This is a genomic window from Roseobacter litoralis Och 149, assembly GCF_000154785.2.
Classification (GTDB): domain Bacteria; phylum Pseudomonadota; class Alphaproteobacteria; order Rhodobacterales; family Rhodobacteraceae; genus Roseobacter; species Roseobacter litoralis.
In genome coordinates this window covers 2,053,702-2,074,821 of the sequence record NC_015730.1, presented here as the reverse complement: position 1 = coordinate 2,074,821, position 21,120 = coordinate 2,053,702, and the positions used below count along the sequence as shown (strand labels likewise).

Below are 21,120 nucleotides of genomic sequence, written 5' to 3'. Positions count from 1 at the left end.
CGTCAATGTCTGATCGCGCAACTAAACGCCGGTCACGCACGGGGGGGCGCGCAGGGGCTGCTACTCGGCGTGGCACGGCTGTTATCGAACAAATGCCGTGGAAGCCGCCGGTGAACATGGATCGCCCGACGGAGCCTCTTTCGGAGGAAGGCGTCGCCGCGATCCACGATGGTGCGATGCGCATTCTGGAAGAGATCGGCATCGAGTTCCTCAATCACGAGGCCTTGGGTATTCTGAAAAAGGCAGGGTGCACGGTCTCGGGTGAAAATGTGCGCATGGGGCGCGAATTTGTGATGGAGTGGATCGCCAAAGCACCGTCCGAATTAACGCTGACCCCGCGAAACACGGATCGCAAGATCACCATCGGCGGTAAAAACCTCGTCTTCGGCAATGTGTCGTCGCCACCGAATTACTGGGATATGGCGCTTGGCACGAAAGTGCCGGGAACACGCGAGATGTGCCGCAACCTGCTCAAACTCACACAATATTTCAATTGTATTCACTTTGCAGGCGGATACCCGGTTGAGCCGGTGGACGTGCATGCCTCCGTCCGCCATCTGGACGTGCTGTTCGATAAACTCACCGTGACAGATAAGGTCATGCATGCCTATTCGCTTGGCAAAGAACGTGTCGAAGATGTGATGGAAATGGTACGTATCGCCGGGGGCCTGTCACATGAAGAGTTTGACGCAAGTCCAAGAATGTACACGAATATCAATTCTACCTCACCGCTTAAGCATGACATTCCGATGCTCGATGGCTGGATGCGTCTGGCGCGCCGGGGACAGGGATTGGTGGTAACACCATTTACGCTCGCGGGCGCGATGGCACCCGTCACCATGGCCGGGGCTGTCGCGCAATCGCTGGCCGAAGCATTGTGTGCCGTTGTGCTGGCACAGATCATCCGCCCGGGATGTCCGGTGGCGATTGGCACGTTCACGTCCAATGTTGATATGAAGTCCGGTGCGCCGGCCTTTGGCACACCGGAATACATGCGTGCCACGCAGATGACAGGGCAGCTTTGTCGGTTCTACAATCTGCCGATGCGCTCTTCCGGTGTGTGCGCGGCGAATGTGCCGGACGGGCAGGCCATGTGGGAAACGTCCAACAGCCTTTGGGCGGCGGTCCAATCCGGGACAAATATGGTCTATCACGCGGCGGGCTGGCTGGAAGGTGGTTTGATCGCGAGCCCCGAAAAATTCATCATGGATTGTGAGGTGTTGCAGCACATTCAGCGGTATATGGAACCTGAGATTGTGGCAACTGGACCTGATGAGATCGCGATTGATGCGATTAAGTCTGTCGGAAATGCGGGGCATTTCTTTGGCATTCAACATACGCAGGATCGCTATGCGACCGCCTTTTATCAGCCCTTTTTGAGTGATTGGAAAAACTACGAGGGTTGGGAGGCTGCTGGTGGTGTTTGGACACCGGAGCGCGCACATGTAATGTTCAAGGAGATTATCGCCAGCTTTGAAGAGCCGCATATGGATCCTGACATCCGCGCGGAATTGGCGGCTTTTGTGGAGCGGCGCAAACAGGAGGGCGGTGCGCCCACCGATTTTTGAGCGGCGCTGAAATTAACCGTTAAAATTTGAGCTGTTGGACAATTATTAACTGCTCTGAGGCATGTTAACGCCATGCACGGTTTAATTAATTGCGGAATTCAACGATTCGTCATCGATAGTTATGGTGACGCGAAATGGCGTGAGGTCACACACCACGCCAGGTTGCCATTTACCGATTTCGAAGCGATGTGGATCTATGATGATGAATTGACGCCGCGCGTTTTGGCGTCTGTTTGTCAGGTTTTGGACCGCCCCCAAGACGATTTGTTGGAAGACATCGGCACGTATCTCGTTTCCCACACCAATGTGCAGGCTTTGCGACGTTTGCTGCGGTTTGGTGGCGTCACCTTTGTGGAGTTTTTACATTCGCTGGACTATTTGCCGGATCGCGCGCGTCTGGCCGTTTCAAATCTTGAATTGCCACGATTGGAACTTTTTGAAGAAACTGACGAGCGATATAGTCTGCACTGTTACAGCGTGAATGCGGGATGGGGTTTTTTGTTCATGGGCGTCCTGCGCGCCATGGCGGATGATTACGGTGTTCTGGCCTATCTTGAGCACAAGGGCGTTCAGGACGGCTGCGAAGTTGTCGAGATCACGCTGCTGGAAACTGAGTTTGCCGCTGGGCGCGATTTCGACTTGGGGGCAAAGCGGGCATGAGCGGGAATTTGTGTCATGAAATGCTGAGCGTGCTCTGCCCGATGCATATTGTGTTCAATCGCAACGGCGAGATAACGTCTTGTGGTCCAACAGCGCAAAAGATTTTTCCTCAGGGGCTGATCGGGCGCCGCTTTCTGGACGTGTTTAGCATTAAGAGGCCCAGAAAAATATCTACTCTGGTCGCGTTGACAGCAAATACCGGTGTGCGCCTGAAACTGCAGTTTCAAGATATGCCTGACAGCCAGTTGCAAGGGGTGGTTATGCCGGGCCCTGATGCCGGGCAGATGGTGGTAAACCTGTCTCTCGGGATTTCCATAATAGATGCGGTAAGTGATCATAACCTGACAGCTGCCGATTTTGCAGCGACGGATTTGACGGTTGAAATGCTATATCTGGTGGAAGCCAAATCCGCAGCGATGGAGGCATCACGGCGTCTGAACGAAAGGCTACAAGTTGCACGTGTCGAGGCTGAAGAACTGGCACTGACCGACACGCTCACTGGCCTCAAAAACCGGCGTGCGGTCGATCAGGAACTCTCCACGGTTTTGAACCTTGGCACTCCTTTTGCCTTGATGCATATTGATCTGGATTTTTTCAAGGCTGTGAATGATACCCTTGGCCACGCGGCGGGCGACTATGTACTTCAACGTGTGGCTGGCATCATGAACAATGAAACGCGCAAAGTGGACGTGGTCGCACGTGTGGGTGGCGATGAATTTGTTATTCTGATCAAGGGCACGGAGGAGCACGCGCATATTGAGCGTATTGCTGATCGGATCATTACAAAATTGCAGAGTCCGATTTTCTTTGAAAACGAGGTCTGTCAGATATCAGGAAGTATCGGGACGGTCGTCGCGGGCGATTACAGTGAACCAACCGCTGATGTGCTCCTCGGTGATGCGGATGCGGCACTTTATGCGGCAAAGCATTCTGGCCGGGGGTGTCACCTGTTCTTCTCACCAATGATGCGAGACATGCCGCAAACCGCTTGAGGCGTGCAGATCGCAAACCATCTGCTTGACCGAAACCGCAAACTGCTGACGGGACGAAGGGGATGGCCGACCAAATTCTGCCTGCGACACGCATTGTCGTGCAACGCAAAGCGGATCAGTTGGCTGGCGCATCCTTTCGTTTGAATGTCCCTTTGATCTTCTCCCGCAACGACTGCAGCAGAACATATAGCACTGGCACAACAATGACGCCGATCACCGTTGCGGCCAACATGCCACCGAAGACGGCGATACCGATCGCTTTTTGGCTCGCAGCACCTGCGCCGGATGCCACCAGAAGCGGTACAACGCCCAAAAGGAAGGACAGGGCGGTCATCATAACAGCGCGGAACCGCTGGCGCGCGGCTTGCAGGGCTGCTTCGCGGATGCTGGCGCCAGCCGCGCGTTGCTCCATTGCAAACTCCACGATCAGGATAGCATTCTTGGACGCGAGCCCAATCAGCATGATCATCCCGATCTGCGTATAAAGATTGACGTCGCCTGCCGTCACAAGAACGGCTGCGAGTGCGCCAAACAACGCAACAGTAACCGATAGCAGAATGCCCAGCGGCATTGTCCAGCTTTCATATTGAGCAACCAAAAACAGATACCCGAATATGATCGCAGCGGCCAAAACGATAATAACCGTGCCGCCTGCATCGAGTTGTTGCTGCGCAGTCCCGGTCCACTCATAAGCGTAGCCGGGCGGCAGCGCTGTGAGGGCTTCTTCTTGCAGCACAGCGATGGCATCCCCTGTGGAATAGCCCGCCGCGGGAACAGCGGTCACGGTCGCGGCGCGAAACAGATTGTAGCGATTAAGAAGGACTGGTCCCAGCACTTTTTCAACGTTGATCAACGTGGACAACGGCGCCATCTCACCGCTTTGTGTACGGACATGGAGCCGTCCGATATCTTCAACCGTGTCACGGAAGGACACGTCGGCCTGTATCATCACGCGGTAGACCTTACCAAAAAGGTTCAGATCGTTCACATAGATCGAGCCGAGATGCGCCTGCAGGGTTTCAAAAACATCACTTACCGGGATGCCTAGGGTTCTGGTTTTCTCGCGATCAAGGTCCACAAAGAGCTTGGGGACATTGGCGCTAAAGCTTGTATAGGCCTGCGCGATTTCAGGGCGTTGATTGGCCGCAAAAACAAGCGAATTGACAGCGGCTGACAGATCATTGGCCGCCCCGCCGCCGGTCTGCTGTACCTTCATCTCGACACCGGCGCTGACACCAAGACCCGTGATCGGAGGGGGGTTAAAGGCGAGAACCTTTGCAGAAGCCTCCTGCGACGCAATCCCGAATATCTGCGTAAGAATGCCGTCGGCACTGAGGCTCGGTTCTTGCCGTTCCTCCCAATTGTCGAGATTCACAATGATCATTGCCCCGTTCGAGCCGACACCGTTCAAAAGGCTGAAACCGTTGACCTGAACCGTATTTGCAACGCCGTCCAATGCCCGGATCTGAGCGTTGAGGCGGTCAGATACAACTTCGGTGCGCTGCACGGTTGAGGCGTCGGGCAATTGAACGTCGACAAAGACATAGCCGTTGTCCTCCAGCGGCAGGAAACCCTTGGGTAAAGAACCCATCATGGAGCTTGACCCGATACCAAGCGCGATCAGAATGGCGAGCCCAAGGATCGGCAGGCGAATGAGACGGCCAACGATGCCCGCATACCCATCCCTGAGACCACCGATGACTTTCTCAAAAGCCGCAAGCAGCCCCTTTGGCGGCCCACTGCGTTTCTTCAAGACAATCGCACAGAGGGCAGGCGAAAGCGTCAGCGCATTGATGGAAGAAATCACAACAGCAACAGAAATGGTGACTGCGAATTGGGAAAACAGTTGCCCGGAGATACCCGGCATGAAGGTGACGGGCACAAAGACGGCCAGAAGAACCAGTGTCGTCGCGATGACAGGTGTTGTGATCTGCGTCATCGCTTTCGCGGTCGCTTCTGCCGGGCTGAGACCCTCTTCGGCAATCACGCGTTCGACGTTTTCGACCACGATGATGGCATCATCCACAACGATACCAATGGCGAGTACGAGCGCAAATAGCGATATCGTGTTCAAGGTCATGCCCATGAGCAATAAGAAGGCAAACGTACCAATCAGCGACACGGGTATGGCCACGGCGGGGATCAGCGTGGCGCGCGCGCTACCCAGAAAAACAAACACCACGGACATGACCAGAACGAATGTCAGGATCAGCGTGCTCACAACATCATTCAACGATTGTTCGACGAAATCTGTACTGTCAAACGGCACTTCGTAGGTCACGTCTTGCGGAAAGGCCTGTGAAAGCCGTTCAAGTTCGGAATAGACACCTGCGGCCACGGTCAGCGCGTTCTCGCCCGGTGCCTGATAGACCGCGAGCACGGTTGCGGGCTGCCCTTCATAACGGCCGGAGACGCCGTAGGAACTGGCCCCCAGTTCGATGCGCGCGATATCTTTCATACGCAGCACACCGCCCGAGTCGCCGGTGCGTATGATGATGTTTTCAAATTCAGCGACCGTCGCCAGACGCCCTTGCGCCGTGACAGAGTATTGAAATTGTTGATTGTCAGGGGCAGGAGGCGCGCCTATCTGCCCGGCAGAAACAGTCAGGTTCTGATCGCGAATAGCAGACATGACGTCGGCTTGTGTGACCCCTAGGCCGGTCATGCGATCCGGGTCCATCCAGATGCGCATCGCATAGGCGAAATCCGTCAGCACCTCTGCTTTACCGACCCCCGGCACCCGAGCCAGTGCGTCTTTTAAGTTGATTGAGGCATAGTTTGACAAAAACACTTCATCATATGTGCCATTGGGCGAGAACAGCGTGGCGACCAGAAGCATGCTGGTCGACGATTTTTCCGTAACAACGCCGGTTGACGTAACCTCAACGGGTAGGCCTGACATCGCCTGTGACACACGGTTTTGCACATTGACCGTTGCGATGGTGGGGTCGGTGCCGACATCGAATGTCACTGACAAGGAATAGCTGCCCGTGTCGCTGCTGTCAGAGGACATGTAGATCATGTCCTCCACGCCGTTGACCTCAGCCTCGATCGGGGCGGCGACGGTGCTTTCCACCGTTTCGGCATTCGCACCGATATAGCTTGCGGTCACGTTGACCACGGGGGGGGTGATGTTTGGAAACTGTTCGACCGGGATCACCGAATAAGCAACCAGACCCATGAGCGTGAGGACCGTTGAAATCACAATGGCCATCTTGGGACGCTTGATAAAAACTGTTGAAAGCATCAGGTCAGTTCACATCGCTTGTGCCGGTCAACACTGCGTTGACCTCGACGCCGGGGCGCACGCGTTGCAAACCCTCGACGATCACGCTTTCACCCTCGCGCAGACCCTCGGATACGACGACCGCGGTTTCCGCCTGCGGCCCCAGCACCACGTATCTTTGTTCGACCAGTTGTTGATCTGTCACGACGAGAACGAAATCGCCGCGTTGGTCACGCTGAACCGCATTTTGAGGAATGAGAACGCTCAGGGTTGGCTCCAGCGCTTCGATGACGACCGAAATAAACCCTCCATCAAGGATCATGCGTCGAGTATTCTCAAATTCCGCCCGCAGCGAAATTGTGCCGGTTGCGGGATTGATCCGGTTGTCGAGAAAAACCACCTTGCCGGGTTCCTCCAGCAAGGTGCCGTCGGGAAGCCTGACAAAAACATTGGGTGAGGCGCCATTGGAAATCAACTCGTCCATGCCCGTTTCCAACCGCTCAAGCACGCCTAAAAGCTGCGGTTCTGACAGCGAAAACGTCACATAAATCGGGGTTTCCTGAACCAGAGTTGCAAGTGGGCCCGTCGACGGGCCGACCAAAGCACCAAGACTGATGGTTGAACGACCGATACGCCCGTCAAACGGCGCGGTGATATTGGTACGTTCCAGGTTCAGCTCGGCTTCTCTGAGTGCTGCCTGAGCTGCAAGGAGATCTGCCTCGGCCACGGCGGCATTCGCCTGCGCGATATCAAGCTCGGATTCGGCAATAGCTTCCCGTCTCAGCAATTCCGTTTTGCGCACCAGTTCAATTTCGGCGAGTTTCACATTGGCATCCGCCCGCTGAACGGCTGCCTGTTGCGCCTGAAGCTCGGCTTGATACGTATCGGGTTCTATTCTGAAGATCACATCGCCTTCATTCACGGATGCCCCGTCTTCGACAACCATCTCAGTGATAATGCCGGTGACGCGGGCGATCAGGTCTGTTTTTGCAGATGCCTCCCCACGACCTACGAAAGTGGCTTCGCGTGTTAACTCCTCGCTGTAGGCGGCAGCGATGACAACTTTTGGCGCTGGGTTCGTTCCGTCTTGCGATTGCGCAGCCTTCGTCGAATAGCCGATGGTCAATGCGATACATACGGCAAGATAAACCGACGCACGTGCCGCACGTGAAAATGACGTCTGATGTGTCATGGATTCTCCGAATTCTACCAACGAAGTGCAATGTGATCACATCGGCGCATTAACGCAAGGCGCAACAGTTATCTCTCGCGCCGCGTGACGGGTGATTTCCGGCAATAGGGTGCTGCAACCATGAGCGCGGCAAAAAACGTCTTGATGGTTTCAAGCTGAGCCTTTGATGTTGTTTTTTGTGCAGATAGCACAGGCCAAATCCTCACGCCGCCTTGTCCTTGCTCAGTCGGGAAAGGCGCGCAGTCTTGACCGACAATCAAGGTCTCAAGATGGCGCTTGAGTGTACTTATAGTGTGTCCACAAAAACCAAAGGATCATTAATGCGTCTCGAAAGAAGGCCGGTGGTGAGTTTCCTCATCATCAAGGCCGAGAACGCAGGCATTGGAATGTTCCCCGACGGGCAACTCAAGAGAAACCGTCGGCTCTAAATGGCATCCGATGAACGACCAGTATGAAAGCACAGGTTTTAAGACGACCTGTTGCGGTGCTCAGAATCAAGAAAGCCTGCGTCTTGGGCCCTCTTCATTTTTTGAATTATAAGATCAGGTATTGGTGCATATCCGACAGACGTCGGAACTCAATAAATTTTTCATTAAGAATATGAATGAAGTGGTAGCCCGTAGGGGAATCGAACCCCTCTTTCCAGGTTGAAAACCTGGCGTCCTAACCGATAGACGAACGGGCCACTGGCGCTGTGAGGGCTGATTAGGCAATCCGTGCCATCGGCGCAAGCGGAAATTTAGGACGAGGTGCAGAAATTTTGCGCCGCTCACATTGCAGCGGGTGCTGCATCCTCAAGTCGCAACTGCACGGATTGGCGTCCGCGCCACGTGTTGATGTCAAGTCGCCCGGCCAAATGAAAGCGCGCGCCGCCATGCGTTTCGAGGGTTGGGCCCAAATCGGTGTCGTATGCGCCAAAACAAATCGCGTCCATCGAGCCAGCATCGCTGCCAAAGCTCAGCTTGAGGTGATTTTCGCCAACACGTTTCGCGAATCTTACGGCCACATTCGCAAAGACATAGCGCGGGGCGGGGGCGGCGGCACCAAAGGGGCCCGCTTGCTCAATCTTTTGCACCAATTCAACGGCGGCGGCTTCGGGCATGAGCATCCCATCGATATGCAGATCGGCCGCGCCAATGGAAGAGGCCCCCTGTTTTTCGAGCAATTCAGACAAGCGGGCCATAGCCGTTTCGATCTTGCTTTCCTCCACGGTGAGCCCGGCCGCCATTTTATGCCCACCGCCTTTCAAAAGCAGACCCTCGGCTGCAAGGCGCTGGATGGGCTGACCAAGATCAATGCCCGAAACGGATCGCCCGGATCCTTTGCCGATGCCATCTGAAATCCCGATGACGATACTGGGCCGGCCCGCAGCCTCCTTGAGGCGCGATGCGACAATTCCAACAACGCCCGGATGCCAGTCCGCTCCGGCGGCCCAGACAAGAGGGCGATCGAGGCCGCGTTCCTCGGCCTGCGCGAGGGCTGTGGCGCGCACTGCGGCTTCGATTTCGCGACGTTCCGTGTTCAGCTTGTCCAGCCGTTCAGCCAGTGCGGCAGCCTCATGGGGGTCATTTGTTGCCAACAAACGCGCGCCGAGGTCCGCTGCACCTATTCGCCCTCCCGCATTCACGCGCGGCCCAAGTATAAACCCGAGGTGATATGCGTTCGGTTCCGTGTCCACACCCGCCACGTCAGCGAGAGCCGTCAATCCAATCCGCTCGCGGCGGGCCAGAACCTTGAGCCCCTGACGCACAAAGGCGCGGTTTATCCCGACCAAAGGGGCGACATCCGCCACCGTCGCCAGCGCGACAAGGTCCAGAAAACTCATCAGGTCCGGACTTGTTTGACCAGCCTCGCGCAGCAACCGGCGCAGTTCCACCAGTAAGAGGAACACAACACCTGCGGCACATAAATGCCCAAGGTCGCCGCTTTCATCCTGCCGGTTCGGGTTGACCACGGCAAGGGCGGCTGGCAATTCTTCGGTGCCGAGGTGATGGTCCAGAACAAGCACGTCTGCACCAACGGCGGCGGCGATCGGACCATGGGAGAGCGTGCCACAATCGACGCAAACGATCAGATCATGTGCGCGGGCAAGCTGCGCCATCGCCTCGTCATTCGGGCCGTACCCTTCATCAATCCTGTCGGGAATATAAAGCGTGGCCTCGCGTCCCGTTTGCCGTAACCATGACAACAAAAGCGCGGCAGAACTGCCGCCATCCACATCATAATCTGCAAAGATGGCAATTTTTTCGCGCTTGCGAACGGCGTCCAGAAAGCGGGTCGCCGCCTTGGTCATGTCTTTCAGGCTGCGCGGGTCGGGCATCAGGTCCCGCAAGGCAGGCGCAAGAAAGCTTTGCGCATCTTCGGCCTGCACCCCGCGTCGCGCCAATACCTGACATACCGGGGCTGGCAGGTCGGCGCGTTGTTCAAGCGTTTGTGCGGCGCGCTCCATTTCTGCGGTTGGGCCCACCCAACGCCTGCCTGTCAGAGAGCGTTCAATACCCAGAAAGCTCATACCAACGCCTCACCAATCACAGCCGACGGGACGTTCAAACCTGTGGTGACGAGACAGGTGTGCGGTAGTTCATGCGCCGTACTGATCCGGTTTTTGACCGCATAATCAACGTTTCGGTTGTCATCCAACCCGGTTCGCGGTGGACACCGGCCAGAATACTGCCGCCTGTCACACCGGTTGCTGCAAAAATGACGTCTTCGGTCACCATGTCATCGCGCGCATAGATACGGTCCAGATCGGTTATGCCAGCTTTGGCCGCGCGACCGCGCTCGTCATCGTTGCGAAACAAAAGCCGTCCGAACATCTGGCCACCCATGCATTTCAAAGCCGCGGCTGCGAGCACGCCTTCTGGTGCGCCGCCTTCGCCCATATACATGTCGATACCTGTTTCAGGTTCAGCGCAGTGCATTACGCCAGCCACATCGCCGTCGGTGATCAGGCGGATCGATGCGCCGGTTGCGCGCACTTCGCTGATCATGGCTTCGTGGCGGGGGCGTTCAAGAATACAAACCGTTATATCCGAAGGGGCGCAGCCTTTGGCCGCCGCAAGTGCCGCGACGCGCGCGCCCGGGCTCATGGCGAGTGTAACGACGTTTTCGGCAAACCCCGGCCCGATCGCCAGCTTGTCCATGTAAACGTCCGGTGCGTGCAGCATCGAGCCGCGTGGCCCCATGGCGATCACCGTAAGCGCATTTGGCATGTCCTTTGCCGTCAGGGTCGTACCCTCAAGCGGGTCAAGCGCGATATCAACACCGGGTCCGTTGCCGGTGCCAACCTCTTCGCCGATGAACAGCATCGGGGCCTCGTCGCGTTCGCCTTCACCGATGACGACCACACCGGCAATGTCCAGCATGTTGAGCTGTTCGCGCATGGCGTTCACCGCCGCCTGATCGGCGGCTTTCTCATCTCCGTGACCCACAAGGCGGGCAGAGGCCAGCGCTGCTGCTTCAGAGACGCGGGCAAGGCCCAGAGATAACATGCGATCGTGAAATTCGGCGGTGGCAGGCATTACAAATTCCTTTTGGTCCTAGAGAGTGAGCGTCCGGACGGGTTGTAGCCGCCCCTGAGGGTGAGAACAATGTTGCTGTCTGTGTCAGACGTCTTCGATGCGCAGGGCGACAGGATCGCCAGACAGCACCGCCGTATCCTGCATGGCCGCCAAAGCGTCGGCGATGGCGGCGGGGGTGGTTTTGTGGGTAACGATCAAGACCGGCGCTGCCGTTTCGTCGTGTCCATACTGACGCATGCGATCAATCGAGACGCCAGCTTCACCCAAAACGGTCGCGATCTTGGCCAATGCGCCGGGTTTGTCATGCAATGACATGCGCAGATAGTAAGAGGCGGGCAGGGCGGCAGTGGCAGGTTGTGATGTTTCCAGCGTTGTTGCGGGCAGGCCAAATACCGGCCCCGAGAACCCGCGCGCCAGATCGCAGATATCGCTCAGCACGGCACTGGCCGTGGGGCCTTCACCCGCACCGGGGCCACGCAGCACGATCTGCCCGACGGCATCGCCCTCAAGGACGACCATATTGGTGCCCCCGTCAAGCTGACCCAAAGGTGACGTGGCAGGCACAAGGCAGGGCTGCATGCGCTGTTCGAGGCCGCGCGCGGTCTGTTGCGCGACGCCCAGCAGTTTGATCTTATAGCCCATATCGGCAGCGGCGCGGATGTCATCAATGCTGACGCGGTCGATGCCTTCCAGCGTGATGCCTGCAAAATCAACCTTGGTGCCAAAGGCGAGAGAGGACAGGATGGCCAGCTTGTGCGCGGCATCAATCCCGCCCACGTCCAATTGTGGGTCCGCTTCGAGATATCCCAGTGCATCCGCTTCGGCAAAGACCTCATCATAGCTCAGACCGGCGGTTTCCATCCGCGTCAGGATGTAATTGCAGGATCCGTTCATCACGCCCATGACGCGGGTGACGGCATTGCCTGCCAACCCCTCGGTCAGCGCTTTGATCACGGGGATACCGCCCGCAACGGCGGCCTCGTAGCGCAGGGCGCGCCCATCCGCTTCGGCTTTTTCGGCCAGCGCCTGACCGTGGATCGCCAATAGCGCCTTGTTGGCGGTCACGACATCCTTGCCCTTGGACAGCGCCGCTTCGACAGCGTCTTTTGCAGGCCCTTCCTCGCCACCGATCAGTTCGACAAAAACGTCGATGTCATCGCGCTGCGCCAGAGCAACCGGGTCCGCTTCCCATGCATAAGACGCCAGGGATATGCCGCGATCCTTGGATTTGTCCCGTGCCGAGACGGCGGTGATTTCAAGGCGGCGACCGGTGCGCGCCTCAAGCAAGGCGGCATGCTGCCTCAGAATGCGCAGGACGCCAATGCCAACCGTACCAAGACCTGCGATACCGAGACGAAGAGGCTGAGACATCGGGGTGATTCCTTTGCGCGTGTGGATGTGGTGTCTGCGCGGCGTTTATCCTGTCAGCTTAAAGCGTGCAACGCGCAAGCGACCGCCCGACAGCGTTATTCGACCGACGTGCTGCGTAAATCGGCTGCGCGCGCGCGCAGCCGTGCGATCCGCCCGGCCAGTGCCGCCTCTGCCTCTATTTCGTCGGCCTGCTGTTCGGGGGAGGGCAGGCTGGCCTTATCGAGCGGCACAAATACAGGGTATTTGGACCCTTTGTTACTGCTTCCGGCTGCCTCGGGGAGGTCTGGCCAAAATCCACAGGCCGTCAAAGCCGTCGTGATGATAAGCAAAGGCAAAAATCGTAACTGCATCAAGGGAACCTTTTCGGGATGTGAAAACAATGCCGCAAGCCGCTTGCGCGCGCAAGCGTGGTTTGTTTGCTGCGCGAGGTGGGCCGCGGCGATGTCAGAGCTGGGCAGCGTGAGCGCCGTTCTCGAGATAAATTCGGTTACATCCGACAATCTACCAACACAGTGCCCGTGATTTAGGTGTGGCCCGTGGCTCGAAAGGCCCCCATCATTCGATCCGTCGTCGCAAACAGGCGCGACATGTCGTGTGCGCCCCATAGCTTTGCGCGAAATACTAGGCAGGAGCGTGGAATGAAAGTCGGGTTTATCGGGTTGGGTAATGTGGGCGGCAAGCTTAGCGGGTCATTGTTGCGAAATGGTACGGACCTCTGGGTGCATGACCTGAACCCGGATTTTGTGGCGGCAAAGGTTGCATTGGGTGCAAAAGATGGTGGTACGCCTGCGAATATGATGCAGAGCTGCGACGCTGTGATCACCTGTCTGCCAAGTCCTGCGGCCTCTGCCGCCGTGCTGGAACAGATGTTGCCCCATGTTGGGGCGGGCAAGATCTGGATGGAGATGTCCACAACCGATGAGGCCGAGGTTAAAAAAATCGGTGCAGAGGTGATCAAGGCGGGTGGGGCGGCGGTCGATTGTCCTGTTTCAGGCGGGTGTCACCGGGCGGACACGGGCAATATTTCTATTTATGCCGGATGCGACCGCCCGACGTTTGAGCGCATCTTGCCGTTGCTGACGCTCATGGGCCGACGCGTTCTGCATACCGGACCGTTGGGCAGTGCGAGTGTTTTGAAAGTCATGACAAACTATCTGGCGACTGCCAATCTGCTGACCCTGTGCGAAGCGTTGACGGTGATGAAAGCCGCCGGGATGGACCTGGCCACCACCTTTGACGCAATCAGCATCTCGTCGGGAACGTCGTTCGTGCATGAAACCGAAAGCCAGCTGCTGTTGTCGGGATCGCGTGATGTGAATTTCACCATGGACCTTGTGCAAAAAGACATCGGCCTGTTTCAGAAACTGGCCGAGGCACATGACGTGCCGCTGGAAATTTCACCGCTGATCATCGAGATGATGCGCGACGGGCAGCGCCGCTATGGGGAGCGGGCGCAATCGGACCGCATGATCGAACGCCTCGAAGAGGCGACGGGCCTTGATGTCCGCGCGCCGGGTTTTCCCGACACGCTGATTGATGATGAACCCGAAGAACGCGGCTATGAAATCCACCCGACCCGGTAGCGGTAGGGGTGATCAGACCAGAGTGCCCTCAGCACTCAGCACGGTTTTGCCGCCGAGATAGCTGGCTAGGACCGGCGGCAGAACCACGGACCCATCCGCCTGCTGCCCGTTTTCCAACACTGCAATCAGGCAACGCCCCACGGCCAGACCTGAGCCGTTCAGCGTATGCACGAACTGTGGCTTGCCCCCATCGGCGGGTTTGTAGCGCGCATTCATGCGCCGTGCCTGAAAATCTCCGGTCGTCGAAACCGAAGATATTTCGCGATAGTTGTTCTGACCGGGCAGCCAGGCTTCGATGTCAAAGGTGCGCCGCGCTCCGAACCCCATGTCGCCCGTGCAAAGCAGCACGGTGCGATAGGGCAGGCCGAGGCGTTCCAGAATATCCTCGGCACAGCGCAGCATGCGTTGTTGTTCCGCCTCGGACTGGTCCGGTTCGGTGATCGAGACCATCTCGACCTTCTCGAACTGGTGCTGGCGCAGCATACCCGCGGTGTCGCGCCCCGCACTGCCCGCTTCGGAACGAAAGCACAACGTGTGCGCGGTCATCCGGATTGGCAGGGCGGCAGCGTCCAGAATATCACCCGCGACCGTATAGGTCAGGGGAATTTCCGATGTGGACACGAGCCACCAGCCATTGGTGGTCTGGTAGCTGTCCTCGGCAAATTTCGGCAGTTTGTCCGTGCCATACATCGCATCGTCGCGCACCAGAACAGGGCTGTTGATTTCGGTCAGCCCGTTGTGATCCACATGGGTGTCGATCATGAATTGCGACAAGGCACGATGAATACGGGCAACCGCACCCTTCAGCATCACAAAACGTGCGCCGGATGTTTTTGCGGCCGTGTCAAAGTCCATCGAGGCGGCAACGCCCCCGATTTCGTAGTGTTCTTTGGGCGTGAATTCAAAATCGGGCAGATGCCCCCAGCGGCGCACCTCGACGTTGTCATCTTCGTCGGCGCCATCGGGCACATCATCAGCCGGGATGTTGGCAATCCAGGACAGTTTTTCTGTCAATTCTGCGTCCAGCGTTTTGGCATCCGCCTGCATTTGCGCGATCAGCGCCTTCTTTTCAGAGACCAGCGCGCGCAATTGTTCAAACGTCGCCTCATCGCCCTTTGCCTTGGCCTGTCCGACCTCCTTTGAGGCTTTGTTCTGTTCGGCCTGAGCGTTTTCCGCTGCGTTGATCTTGGCGCGCCGTGCTGTGTCCAGTGCGAGTATCGCCTGCGACATCGGTGCCTCCCCACGTCGCGCCAATGCTGCGTCAAAGGCTGCCGGGTTCTCTCGGATTGCGCGGATATCGTGCATGTCTTATCCTCGGATCTGAATCGTTTCTGGCTCTGCTTATGACCGAAGTTTAAGTGGATCGTAAGCGTCGCATGGCCTGTCGGAGGGTGTTATTTGCGTAAATCCTCTCGTTTTTGCGCTTCTTTCACGGCGTCGCGTATCCAATCGTTGACCGGAACGGCAAGTGCTTCGCCCGCCGCGCCTTGGCGCGCGACGATGACAGCGCCAAGTTTCCACCCCGTTTGTGTTTCAACCATCACCGCCCCGCCTGACGTGCCGCTGATCACTTCGCATCCGTAAATGACCCATTTCGACGCGCGCAACGGCTTTCGGGGGCATCCGGCGGCACCGCTCAATGCGTGCGGACGCGTGTTCTGATACCCGAGCAACAGACCCGTTGAACCAGAGACTGCATTTCGCGGCAGCAGATCAACGGGCGGCAGGAGCGCGCGTTCGATAGGTTCCAACAACCGGATCATCGCAATGTCATAGGCGAATTTGGGCGCCCCCGTGGTCAGTGCATAAAGAGGGTGTATTTGGATATCTTTTGAAACACGGTGCGCGGTGAACTCGCCTCGAAACCACCCGGCCAGAAAATGGCGTTCCGACCACAAGCGCCCGTCAGACGTAACGCAATGTGCAGCGGTCAACACCAGATCAGGGGCCACCAATGTGCCAGAACAGCCGCTCGTGTTGCGAAAACCCGCGCCGTTTACACGTCCAACGGCCTGCCATTGCTGACGCGACTCCGCGTCCAGCATCGGCAGAGGACCGGCGATACCTTGCGGGACCTGAGAAAAGCACAGTGCGCAAATGGCAGACATCGCGCCAAGGTTTACCCGCCATGTCCGGCGCTGAGCGGTTTTGTGTCTGAACGCGGTTGTGATGGGCCGCGGCAGGCGCTTTTTCACGTCGCGAGACCAAGCGCGCATTTCATTTGCGATCGCCCTACGGTCTGTCTTGCAAAGCGCGCCATCAGACCATAGGTTCCGCCAAAATTCGCGTGTCGCGGAAGTGACGCGGTACGCCATCATGTAAAGGACCCTGTTCATGGAAGCATTCGCCCAGTTCGTACCACTTATCCTGATCTTTGCGATCATGTATTTCCTGCTGATACGGCCACAGCAAAAGAAAGTGAAAGAACATCAGGCAATGGTTTCGGCTCTGCGTCGGGGCGATCAGGTTGTCACGCAGGGTGGTATTCTTGGTAAAGTTGTCAAGGTCAAAGACGATGGCGAGCTTGAGCTTGAAATCGCAGAAGGCGTGAAGGTCAGAGTGATCCAAAGCACAATCGCCACAGTGGTCTCGAAAACTGAACCGGCGAAGTAAGACCGCCTTACAACGGCTTGAAAAGGCGTCACTATGCTGCAGATTGATCTTTGGAAACGGATCACGATCCTTTTGACATGTGTGGCCGGGCTTTGGCTTGCGATGCCAAACTTCTTTTACACGACCGTCGAGCAGCACAATGATGCGGTTCAGGCCATTGAACTTGGGGCGGACACGCCGGAAAACGCCGCGCTGCGGGCCGGTTGGCCGGAATGGATGCCATCGGGTCTGGTGAACCTTGGACTGGATTTGCGCGGTGGCGCGCATTTGCTGGCCGAAGTCAGGGTGGCGGATGTCTACGCCAACCGGATGGAATCGTATTGGCCCGAGATACGGGATTCGTTGCGCCCAGAGCGCGAAACAATCGGTACAATTCGTCTGCAGCCTTCCCCGAGTGATGAGGTGCATGTCCGCATTTCGCAACCTGAGGGAATGCCGCGCGCGTTGGAAATCGTGCGCGGGTTGGCGCGACCCATCCAGACGATTACGGGCGTAGGCGCGAATGACATCGAGGTGCGCGCGGAGGGTGATCTGCTGATCGTGACCATGTCGGAGGCGGAAAAACTGGCCTCCGATGAGCGTACTGTGCAGCAAAGCCTTGAGATCATCCGCAGGCGGATTGACGAGGTTGGCACACGCGAGCCCACGATCCAACGGCAAGGATCCGACCGTATCCTGATACAGGTGCCGGGGATCGGCTCGGCTGCGGAACTCAAGGACATCATCGGCACCACAGCGCAATTGACGTTTAACCCGGTTGTCAGCCGTGGATCAGATGCCAATGCCAGCCCGGGTCTGGGCAACAAGCTCGTGCCATCCGTGGATGAACCCGGTGCCTTTTACACGATCGAAGCCGCAGCGGTCGTCACGGGCGAAGAACTCGTCGATGCGCAACCCGCCTTTGACCAGAATGGACGGCCTGCGGTCAACTTCAGGTTTAACACATCCGGCGCGCGGAAATTCGGGGATTATACGGCGGAAAATATCGGTTCGCCCTTTGCCATCGTCTTGGATGACGAGGTCGTGAGCGCGCCCACAATCCAAAGCCATATTCCCGGTGGGTCGGGTATCATTACGGGGCGGTTCACGGTCGAGGAATCAACCAACCTCGCGATTTTGCTGCGTGCAGGTGCGTTGCCAGCGGGCCTTGAGTTTCTCGAAGAGCGTACAATCGGTCCCGAACTCGGACAGGACAGCATTGACGCAGGCAAGATCGCGACGATCATAGCCTTTGTGGGCGTGCTTGTCTTTATGTTCCTGAGCTATGGCATGTTCGGATTGTTTGCGAACGTGGCGCTGATCATAAACATTGGTCTCATCTTTGGTCTGCTCAGTATGATCGGCGGTACGCTGACCCTGCCGGGTATTGCGGGGATCGTGCTGACCGTCGGTATGGCGGTGGACGCGAATGTGCTGGTTTTTGAACGCATCCGGGAAGAGTTGAAAACCTCCAAAGGGCCAGCGCGTGCCATTGAACTGGGCTATGAAAAAGCGCTCTCTGCCATTCTGGATGCGAACATCACGACCTTTATCACAGCGGTGATCCTGTTTGCGATGGGGTCAGGGCCGGTGCGTGGCTTTGCCATCACGCTGGGCCTTGGGATCCTCACGTCTGTCTTCACGGCGATCTTTGTCACGCGGTTGATGATCGTTATCTGGTTCGAGCGTAAGCGCCCGAAGAAAATCGAGGTCTGATATGCGTCTGCGTCTGGTTAAACAGAATACCAACTTCGATTTCTTCAAGCGCTGGAAGCTCTGGCTGGGGATTTCCGGTGTGATGATGGTCGTGGCATTCGCTTCCTTTATGCTGCAGGGCCTGAACTACGGCATCGACTTTCGTGGCGGGACAACCATCAGGACGGAAAGCACGCAGCCGGTGGACATCGGCGTTTATCGTGAGGCGCTGGCTTCGTTGGAACTGGGCGACATTTCCATTACCGAGGTTTTTGATCCGCAATTCGAAGCCGACCAGAACGTCGCAATGATCCGCATCGAGGCGCAAGAGGGTGGCGAGGCGGTCGAGGGCCAGTTGATCAGCGATATAGGTGCGGCCCTTCAAGCGGCGGATCCGGGTCTGAAACTGCCCTTTGCTTCGGTGGAATCGGTTGGGCCAAAGGTGTCTGGCGAGTTGATCCAAACCGCTGTGATTGCTGTGGTTTTGGCCATCGGCGCTGTCCTGATTTACATCTGGTTACGGTTTGAATGGCAGTTCGCAGCCGGGGCGGTGCTTGCGCTTGTGCATGACGTCATTCTGACGATTGGTGTCTTTTCCGAGCTTCAGATCCGCTTTGATCTGGCCATCATCGCCGCCTTGCTGACCATCGTTGGCTATTCTCTGAACGACACAGTCGTTGTGTTTGACCGAGTGCGCGAGAATCTTCGAAAATACAAAAAGCGTCCGTTGAACGAGGTTTTGAACATTTCGATCAACGAAACACTGAGCCGAACCTTCATGACCTCTGTGACGACGCTTTTGGCGTTGATCGCGCTCTTTGTGCTGGGAGGTGATGTGATCCGAGGCTTTGTTTTCGCCATGATCTGGGGGGTCATCGTCGGGACATATAGTTCGATATTTGTCGCCTCGGCTGCATTGCTCTATCTTGGGGTCAAACGGGACTGGTCCAAGCCGGATGCCAATTCGGGCAACCAGTACGCCAATATCGATCCCAAAACCTGAGATTAGGCACGCCATGCGACTGAACGAGATCAGCTTTACAGACGCCAAACCGATCGAAGGCTACGGGCCGGGTTTCTTCCGTATCGGGGGCGAGGTGATCCATGGTCCCGTTGTGGCGGGTCCGGACGGAACGCTGCCTTGGGCAGGTTTTGACGATGATGCGGTTCTGCTCGCCTTGGCAGGCAAGATAGATGTGCTCTTTGTCGGTACGGGCAGTGAAATTGCGCATCTTCCGACCGCTCTCAAAGACAGCCTTGAAGAGGCCGGGCTTGGCGTTGAGGTCATGGCGTCGCCCGCCGCTTGCCGGACCTATAACGTCCTGCTGAGCGAAGGGCGGCGTATCGCACTGGCCCTTATCCCCATCGCGTCATGAAATCGTGCTTTTGTGCCGTGGCGCAATAGGTTAACGATCTGGGCATGACAGTTTCGGTACATGACCTTTGCGTGGCCCGCGGTGGCGTTCCCATCCTTGTCGATGTGACTTTTGATCTGGCTGCAGGGTCTGCACTTATCCTGCAAGGGCCCAATGGGTCCGGGAAGACCACCTTGTTGCGCACGCTGGCCGGGTTACAGCCGCCACTGGCAGGTCACATAGAGGGATGCGAAGACCGCATTGCCTACGCCGCCCATTCAGACGGTTTGAAGTCCATGCTGTCGGTTCAAGAGAACCTGCGGTTCTGGGCCGCCGTCTTTGGACGCTCGGACATCGCGCCCGCGCTGGATGCATTTAATCTACATGACCTCACGGATCGACTTGCCGGGACGCTCTCGGCAGGGCAGAAACGGCGCCTTGGCCTTGCGCGCTTGCTGGTCACCGGACGCCCGATCTGGATGCTGGATGAGCCGACGGTATCGCTGGACAAAAATGCGGTACAGATGTTTGCCGCTGCTGTTGAGGCGCATATGGCGTCGGGTGGATCAGCATTGATCGCCACGCATATCGATCTGGGCCTGCGTGACGCGCAGGTGCTGGATGTAGGTCAGTTCAAGGCATCCTCGGACGCGCTTGCGGGTGCCAGTGATGAGGCATTCTTATGAAGGCGCTGCTGGCACGCGATCTGGCCCTTGCGCTGCGGGCAGGGGGCGGTTTTGGATTGGGGCTGGCCTTTTTCCTGATCGTGACCGTTCTGGTCCCGCTTGGCGTTGGGCCGCAGGCTGAACTGTTGTCGCGGATCGCCCCCGGTATCTTATGGCTCGGCGCATTGCTGGCCTGCCTGTTGTCACTGGACCGGTTGCTGGCGCTCGATTGGGAAGACGGTACGCTGGATCTTTTGGCGACATCGCCTTTGCCACTTGAGGCTGCGCTCAGCATCAAGGCGCTCGCCCATTGGATCACGACTGGCTTGCCCCTTGTGCTGGCCGCACCGGTTCTGGCTATTCTGCTGAACCTGCCGGGCCCCGGGTTCTTCTGGCTGGTGTTGTCGCTCGCGCTGGGGACGCCTGCGCTCTCCGTGATCGGGACGTTTGGCGCGGCATTGACCGTCGGTGTCAAACGCGGGGGACTTTTGATGTCGCTGCTGGTCTTGCCGCTTTATGTTCCGACGCTGATTTTCGGCGCCGAAGTCGCCCGTCGCGGCGCTGTGGGCATGGACACGCAAACCCCTGCACTGATGCTGGCCGGGATCACGCTGGGGGTGATCGCGGTCATGCCCTTTGCATCGGCTGCCGCCCTGCGCGTAAATCTGCGATAAGCGTGGCGTTTTGCCCATTGAGGCCC

At 57.4% G+C, this 21,120-nt stretch carries 18 protein-coding genes, 1 tRNA gene and 1 pseudogene; 11 read left to right on the top strand and 9 right to left on the bottom strand.

From position 1 onward, the window contains the following. Positions 1 to 5 precede the first annotated feature (5 nt). The 4 genes and pseudogenes from RLO149_RS09835 (at position 6) to RLO149_RS09825 (ending at position 3,220) form a co-directional block, all read left to right on the top strand. On the top strand, positions 6 to 1,568 hold the full coding sequence (locus RLO149_RS09835; protein WP_013961935.1) for a trimethylamine methyltransferase family protein: 1,563 nt from the start codon (positions 6 to 8) through the stop codon (positions 1,566 to 1,568). Positions 1,569 to 1,640: 72 nt separating this feature from the next. Further along, positions 1,641 to 2,228: a heme NO-binding domain-containing protein gene (locus RLO149_RS09830; RefSeq protein WP_013961934.1), complete on the top strand. Its 588-nt coding sequence runs from the start codon at positions 1,641 to 1,643 to the stop codon at positions 2,226 to 2,228. Continuing rightward, a pseudogene (locus tag RLO149_RS24365) lies at positions 2,225 to 2,389 on the top strand (GGDEF domain-containing protein); the annotation flags it as partial. The gene RLO149_RS09830 and the pseudogene RLO149_RS24365, both read left to right, overlap by 4 nt. A 99-nt stretch (positions 2,390 to 2,488) precedes the next feature. Continuing rightward, positions 2,489 to 3,220, top strand: a complete 732-nt coding sequence (locus RLO149_RS09825) for a GGDEF domain-containing protein (protein ID WP_245538170.1) — start codon at positions 2,489 to 2,491, stop codon at positions 3,218 to 3,220. 115 nt (positions 3,221 to 3,335) lie between these two features. Here the strand turns inward: RLO149_RS09825 and RLO149_RS09820 are convergent, their stop codons facing one another. The 7 genes from RLO149_RS09820 to RLO149_RS09785 form a co-directional block, all read right to left on the bottom strand. Beyond that, entirely contained in the window at positions 3,336 to 6,467 is a 3,132-nt protein-coding gene (locus tag RLO149_RS09820) for an efflux RND transporter permease subunit (protein WP_013961932.1), read from the bottom strand. Positions 6,468 to 6,471: 4 nt separating this feature from the next. Beyond that, positions 6,472 to 7,638, bottom strand: a complete 1,167-nt coding sequence (locus RLO149_RS09815; RefSeq protein ID WP_013961931.1) for an efflux RND transporter periplasmic adaptor subunit — start codon at positions 7,636 to 7,638, stop codon at positions 6,472 to 6,474. Between the two features lie 610 nt (positions 7,639 to 8,248). Next, positions 8,249 to 8,323, bottom strand: a tRNA-Glu gene (locus RLO149_RS09805). A gap of 84 nt (positions 8,324 to 8,407) precedes the next feature. Continuing rightward, entirely contained in the window at positions 8,408 to 10,150 is a 1,743-nt protein-coding gene (recJ, locus tag RLO149_RS09800) for a single-stranded-DNA-specific exonuclease RecJ (RefSeq protein WP_013961928.1), read from the bottom strand. A gap of 34 nt (positions 10,151 to 10,184) precedes the next feature. Next, positions 10,185 to 11,159, bottom strand: a complete 975-nt coding sequence (gene glpX, locus RLO149_RS09795; RefSeq protein WP_013961927.1) for a class II fructose-bisphosphatase — start codon at positions 11,157 to 11,159, stop codon at positions 10,185 to 10,187. An 84-nt stretch (positions 11,160 to 11,243) separates the two neighbouring features. After that, the gene (locus RLO149_RS09790; RefSeq protein WP_013961926.1) at positions 11,244 to 12,530 is read right to left on the bottom strand and encodes a homoserine dehydrogenase; all 1,287 of its coding nucleotides are present in this window, start codon (positions 12,528 to 12,530) and stop codon (positions 11,244 to 11,246) included. 95 nt (positions 12,531 to 12,625) lie between these two features. Continuing rightward, positions 12,626 to 12,880: a hypothetical protein gene (locus RLO149_RS09785; RefSeq protein ID WP_174270217.1), complete on the bottom strand. Its 255-nt coding sequence runs from the start codon at positions 12,878 to 12,880 to the stop codon at positions 12,626 to 12,628. Positions 12,881 to 13,168: 288 nt separating this feature from the next. Here RLO149_RS09785 and RLO149_RS09780 point away from each other — a divergent pair, with 288 nt between their 5' ends. Further along, positions 13,169 to 14,113, top strand: a complete 945-nt coding sequence (locus RLO149_RS09780) for an NAD(P)-dependent oxidoreductase (protein ID WP_013961924.1) — start codon at positions 13,169 to 13,171, stop codon at positions 14,111 to 14,113. Positions 14,114 to 14,125: 12 nt separating this feature from the next. On the opposite strand, the gene serS is transcribed toward RLO149_RS09780, so the two are convergent. Then, positions 14,126 to 15,418 carry a serine--tRNA ligase gene (serS, locus tag RLO149_RS09775; RefSeq protein ID WP_013961923.1) on the bottom strand — a complete coding sequence of 431 codons (1,293 nt, stop codon included), beginning with the start codon at positions 15,416 to 15,418 and terminating at the stop codon, positions 14,126 to 14,128. Positions 15,419 to 15,507: 89 nt separating this feature from the next. Further along, positions 15,508 to 16,329 (bottom strand): trypsin-like serine peptidase, encoded by an 822-nt coding sequence (locus tag RLO149_RS09770; RefSeq protein ID WP_013961922.1) that lies wholly within the window; start codon positions 16,327 to 16,329, stop codon positions 15,508 to 15,510. A 118-nt stretch (positions 16,330 to 16,447) separates the two neighbouring features. Here RLO149_RS09770 and yajC point away from each other — a divergent pair, with 118 nt between their 5' ends. The 6 genes from yajC to ccmB are packed head-to-tail and all read left to right on the top strand — an operon-like array spanning position 16,448 to position 21,094. Next, complete coding sequence (gene yajC, locus RLO149_RS09765; protein WP_013961921.1) at positions 16,448 to 16,726, top strand: preprotein translocase subunit YajC; 279 nt, start codon at positions 16,448 to 16,450, stop codon at positions 16,724 to 16,726. Between the two features lie 33 nt (positions 16,727 to 16,759). Then, positions 16,760 to 18,421 carry a protein translocase subunit SecD gene (gene secD, locus RLO149_RS09760; RefSeq protein ID WP_013961920.1) on the top strand — a complete coding sequence of 554 codons (1,662 nt, stop codon included), beginning with the start codon at positions 16,760 to 16,762 and terminating at the stop codon, positions 18,419 to 18,421. A gap of 1 nt (position 18,422) precedes the next feature. After that, entirely contained in the window at positions 18,423 to 19,403 is a 981-nt protein-coding gene (secF, locus tag RLO149_RS09755) for a protein translocase subunit SecF (protein ID WP_013961919.1), read from the top strand. Between the two features lie 13 nt (positions 19,404 to 19,416). Beyond that, positions 19,417 to 19,776, top strand: a complete 360-nt coding sequence (locus RLO149_RS09750; protein ID WP_013961918.1) for an Mth938-like domain-containing protein — start codon at positions 19,417 to 19,419, stop codon at positions 19,774 to 19,776. A 44-nt stretch (positions 19,777 to 19,820) separates the two neighbouring features. Next, complete coding sequence (gene ccmA / locus RLO149_RS09745; protein ID WP_013961917.1) at positions 19,821 to 20,441, top strand: heme ABC exporter ATP-binding protein CcmA; 621 nt, start codon at positions 19,821 to 19,823, stop codon at positions 20,439 to 20,441. Then, positions 20,438 to 21,094, top strand: a complete 657-nt coding sequence (gene ccmB, locus RLO149_RS09740) for a heme exporter protein CcmB (protein ID WP_013961916.1) — start codon at positions 20,438 to 20,440, stop codon at positions 21,092 to 21,094. Before ccmA ends, ccmB begins: the two co-directional genes overlap by 4 nt. The last annotated feature ends 26 nt before the right edge of the window (positions 21,095 to 21,120 follow it).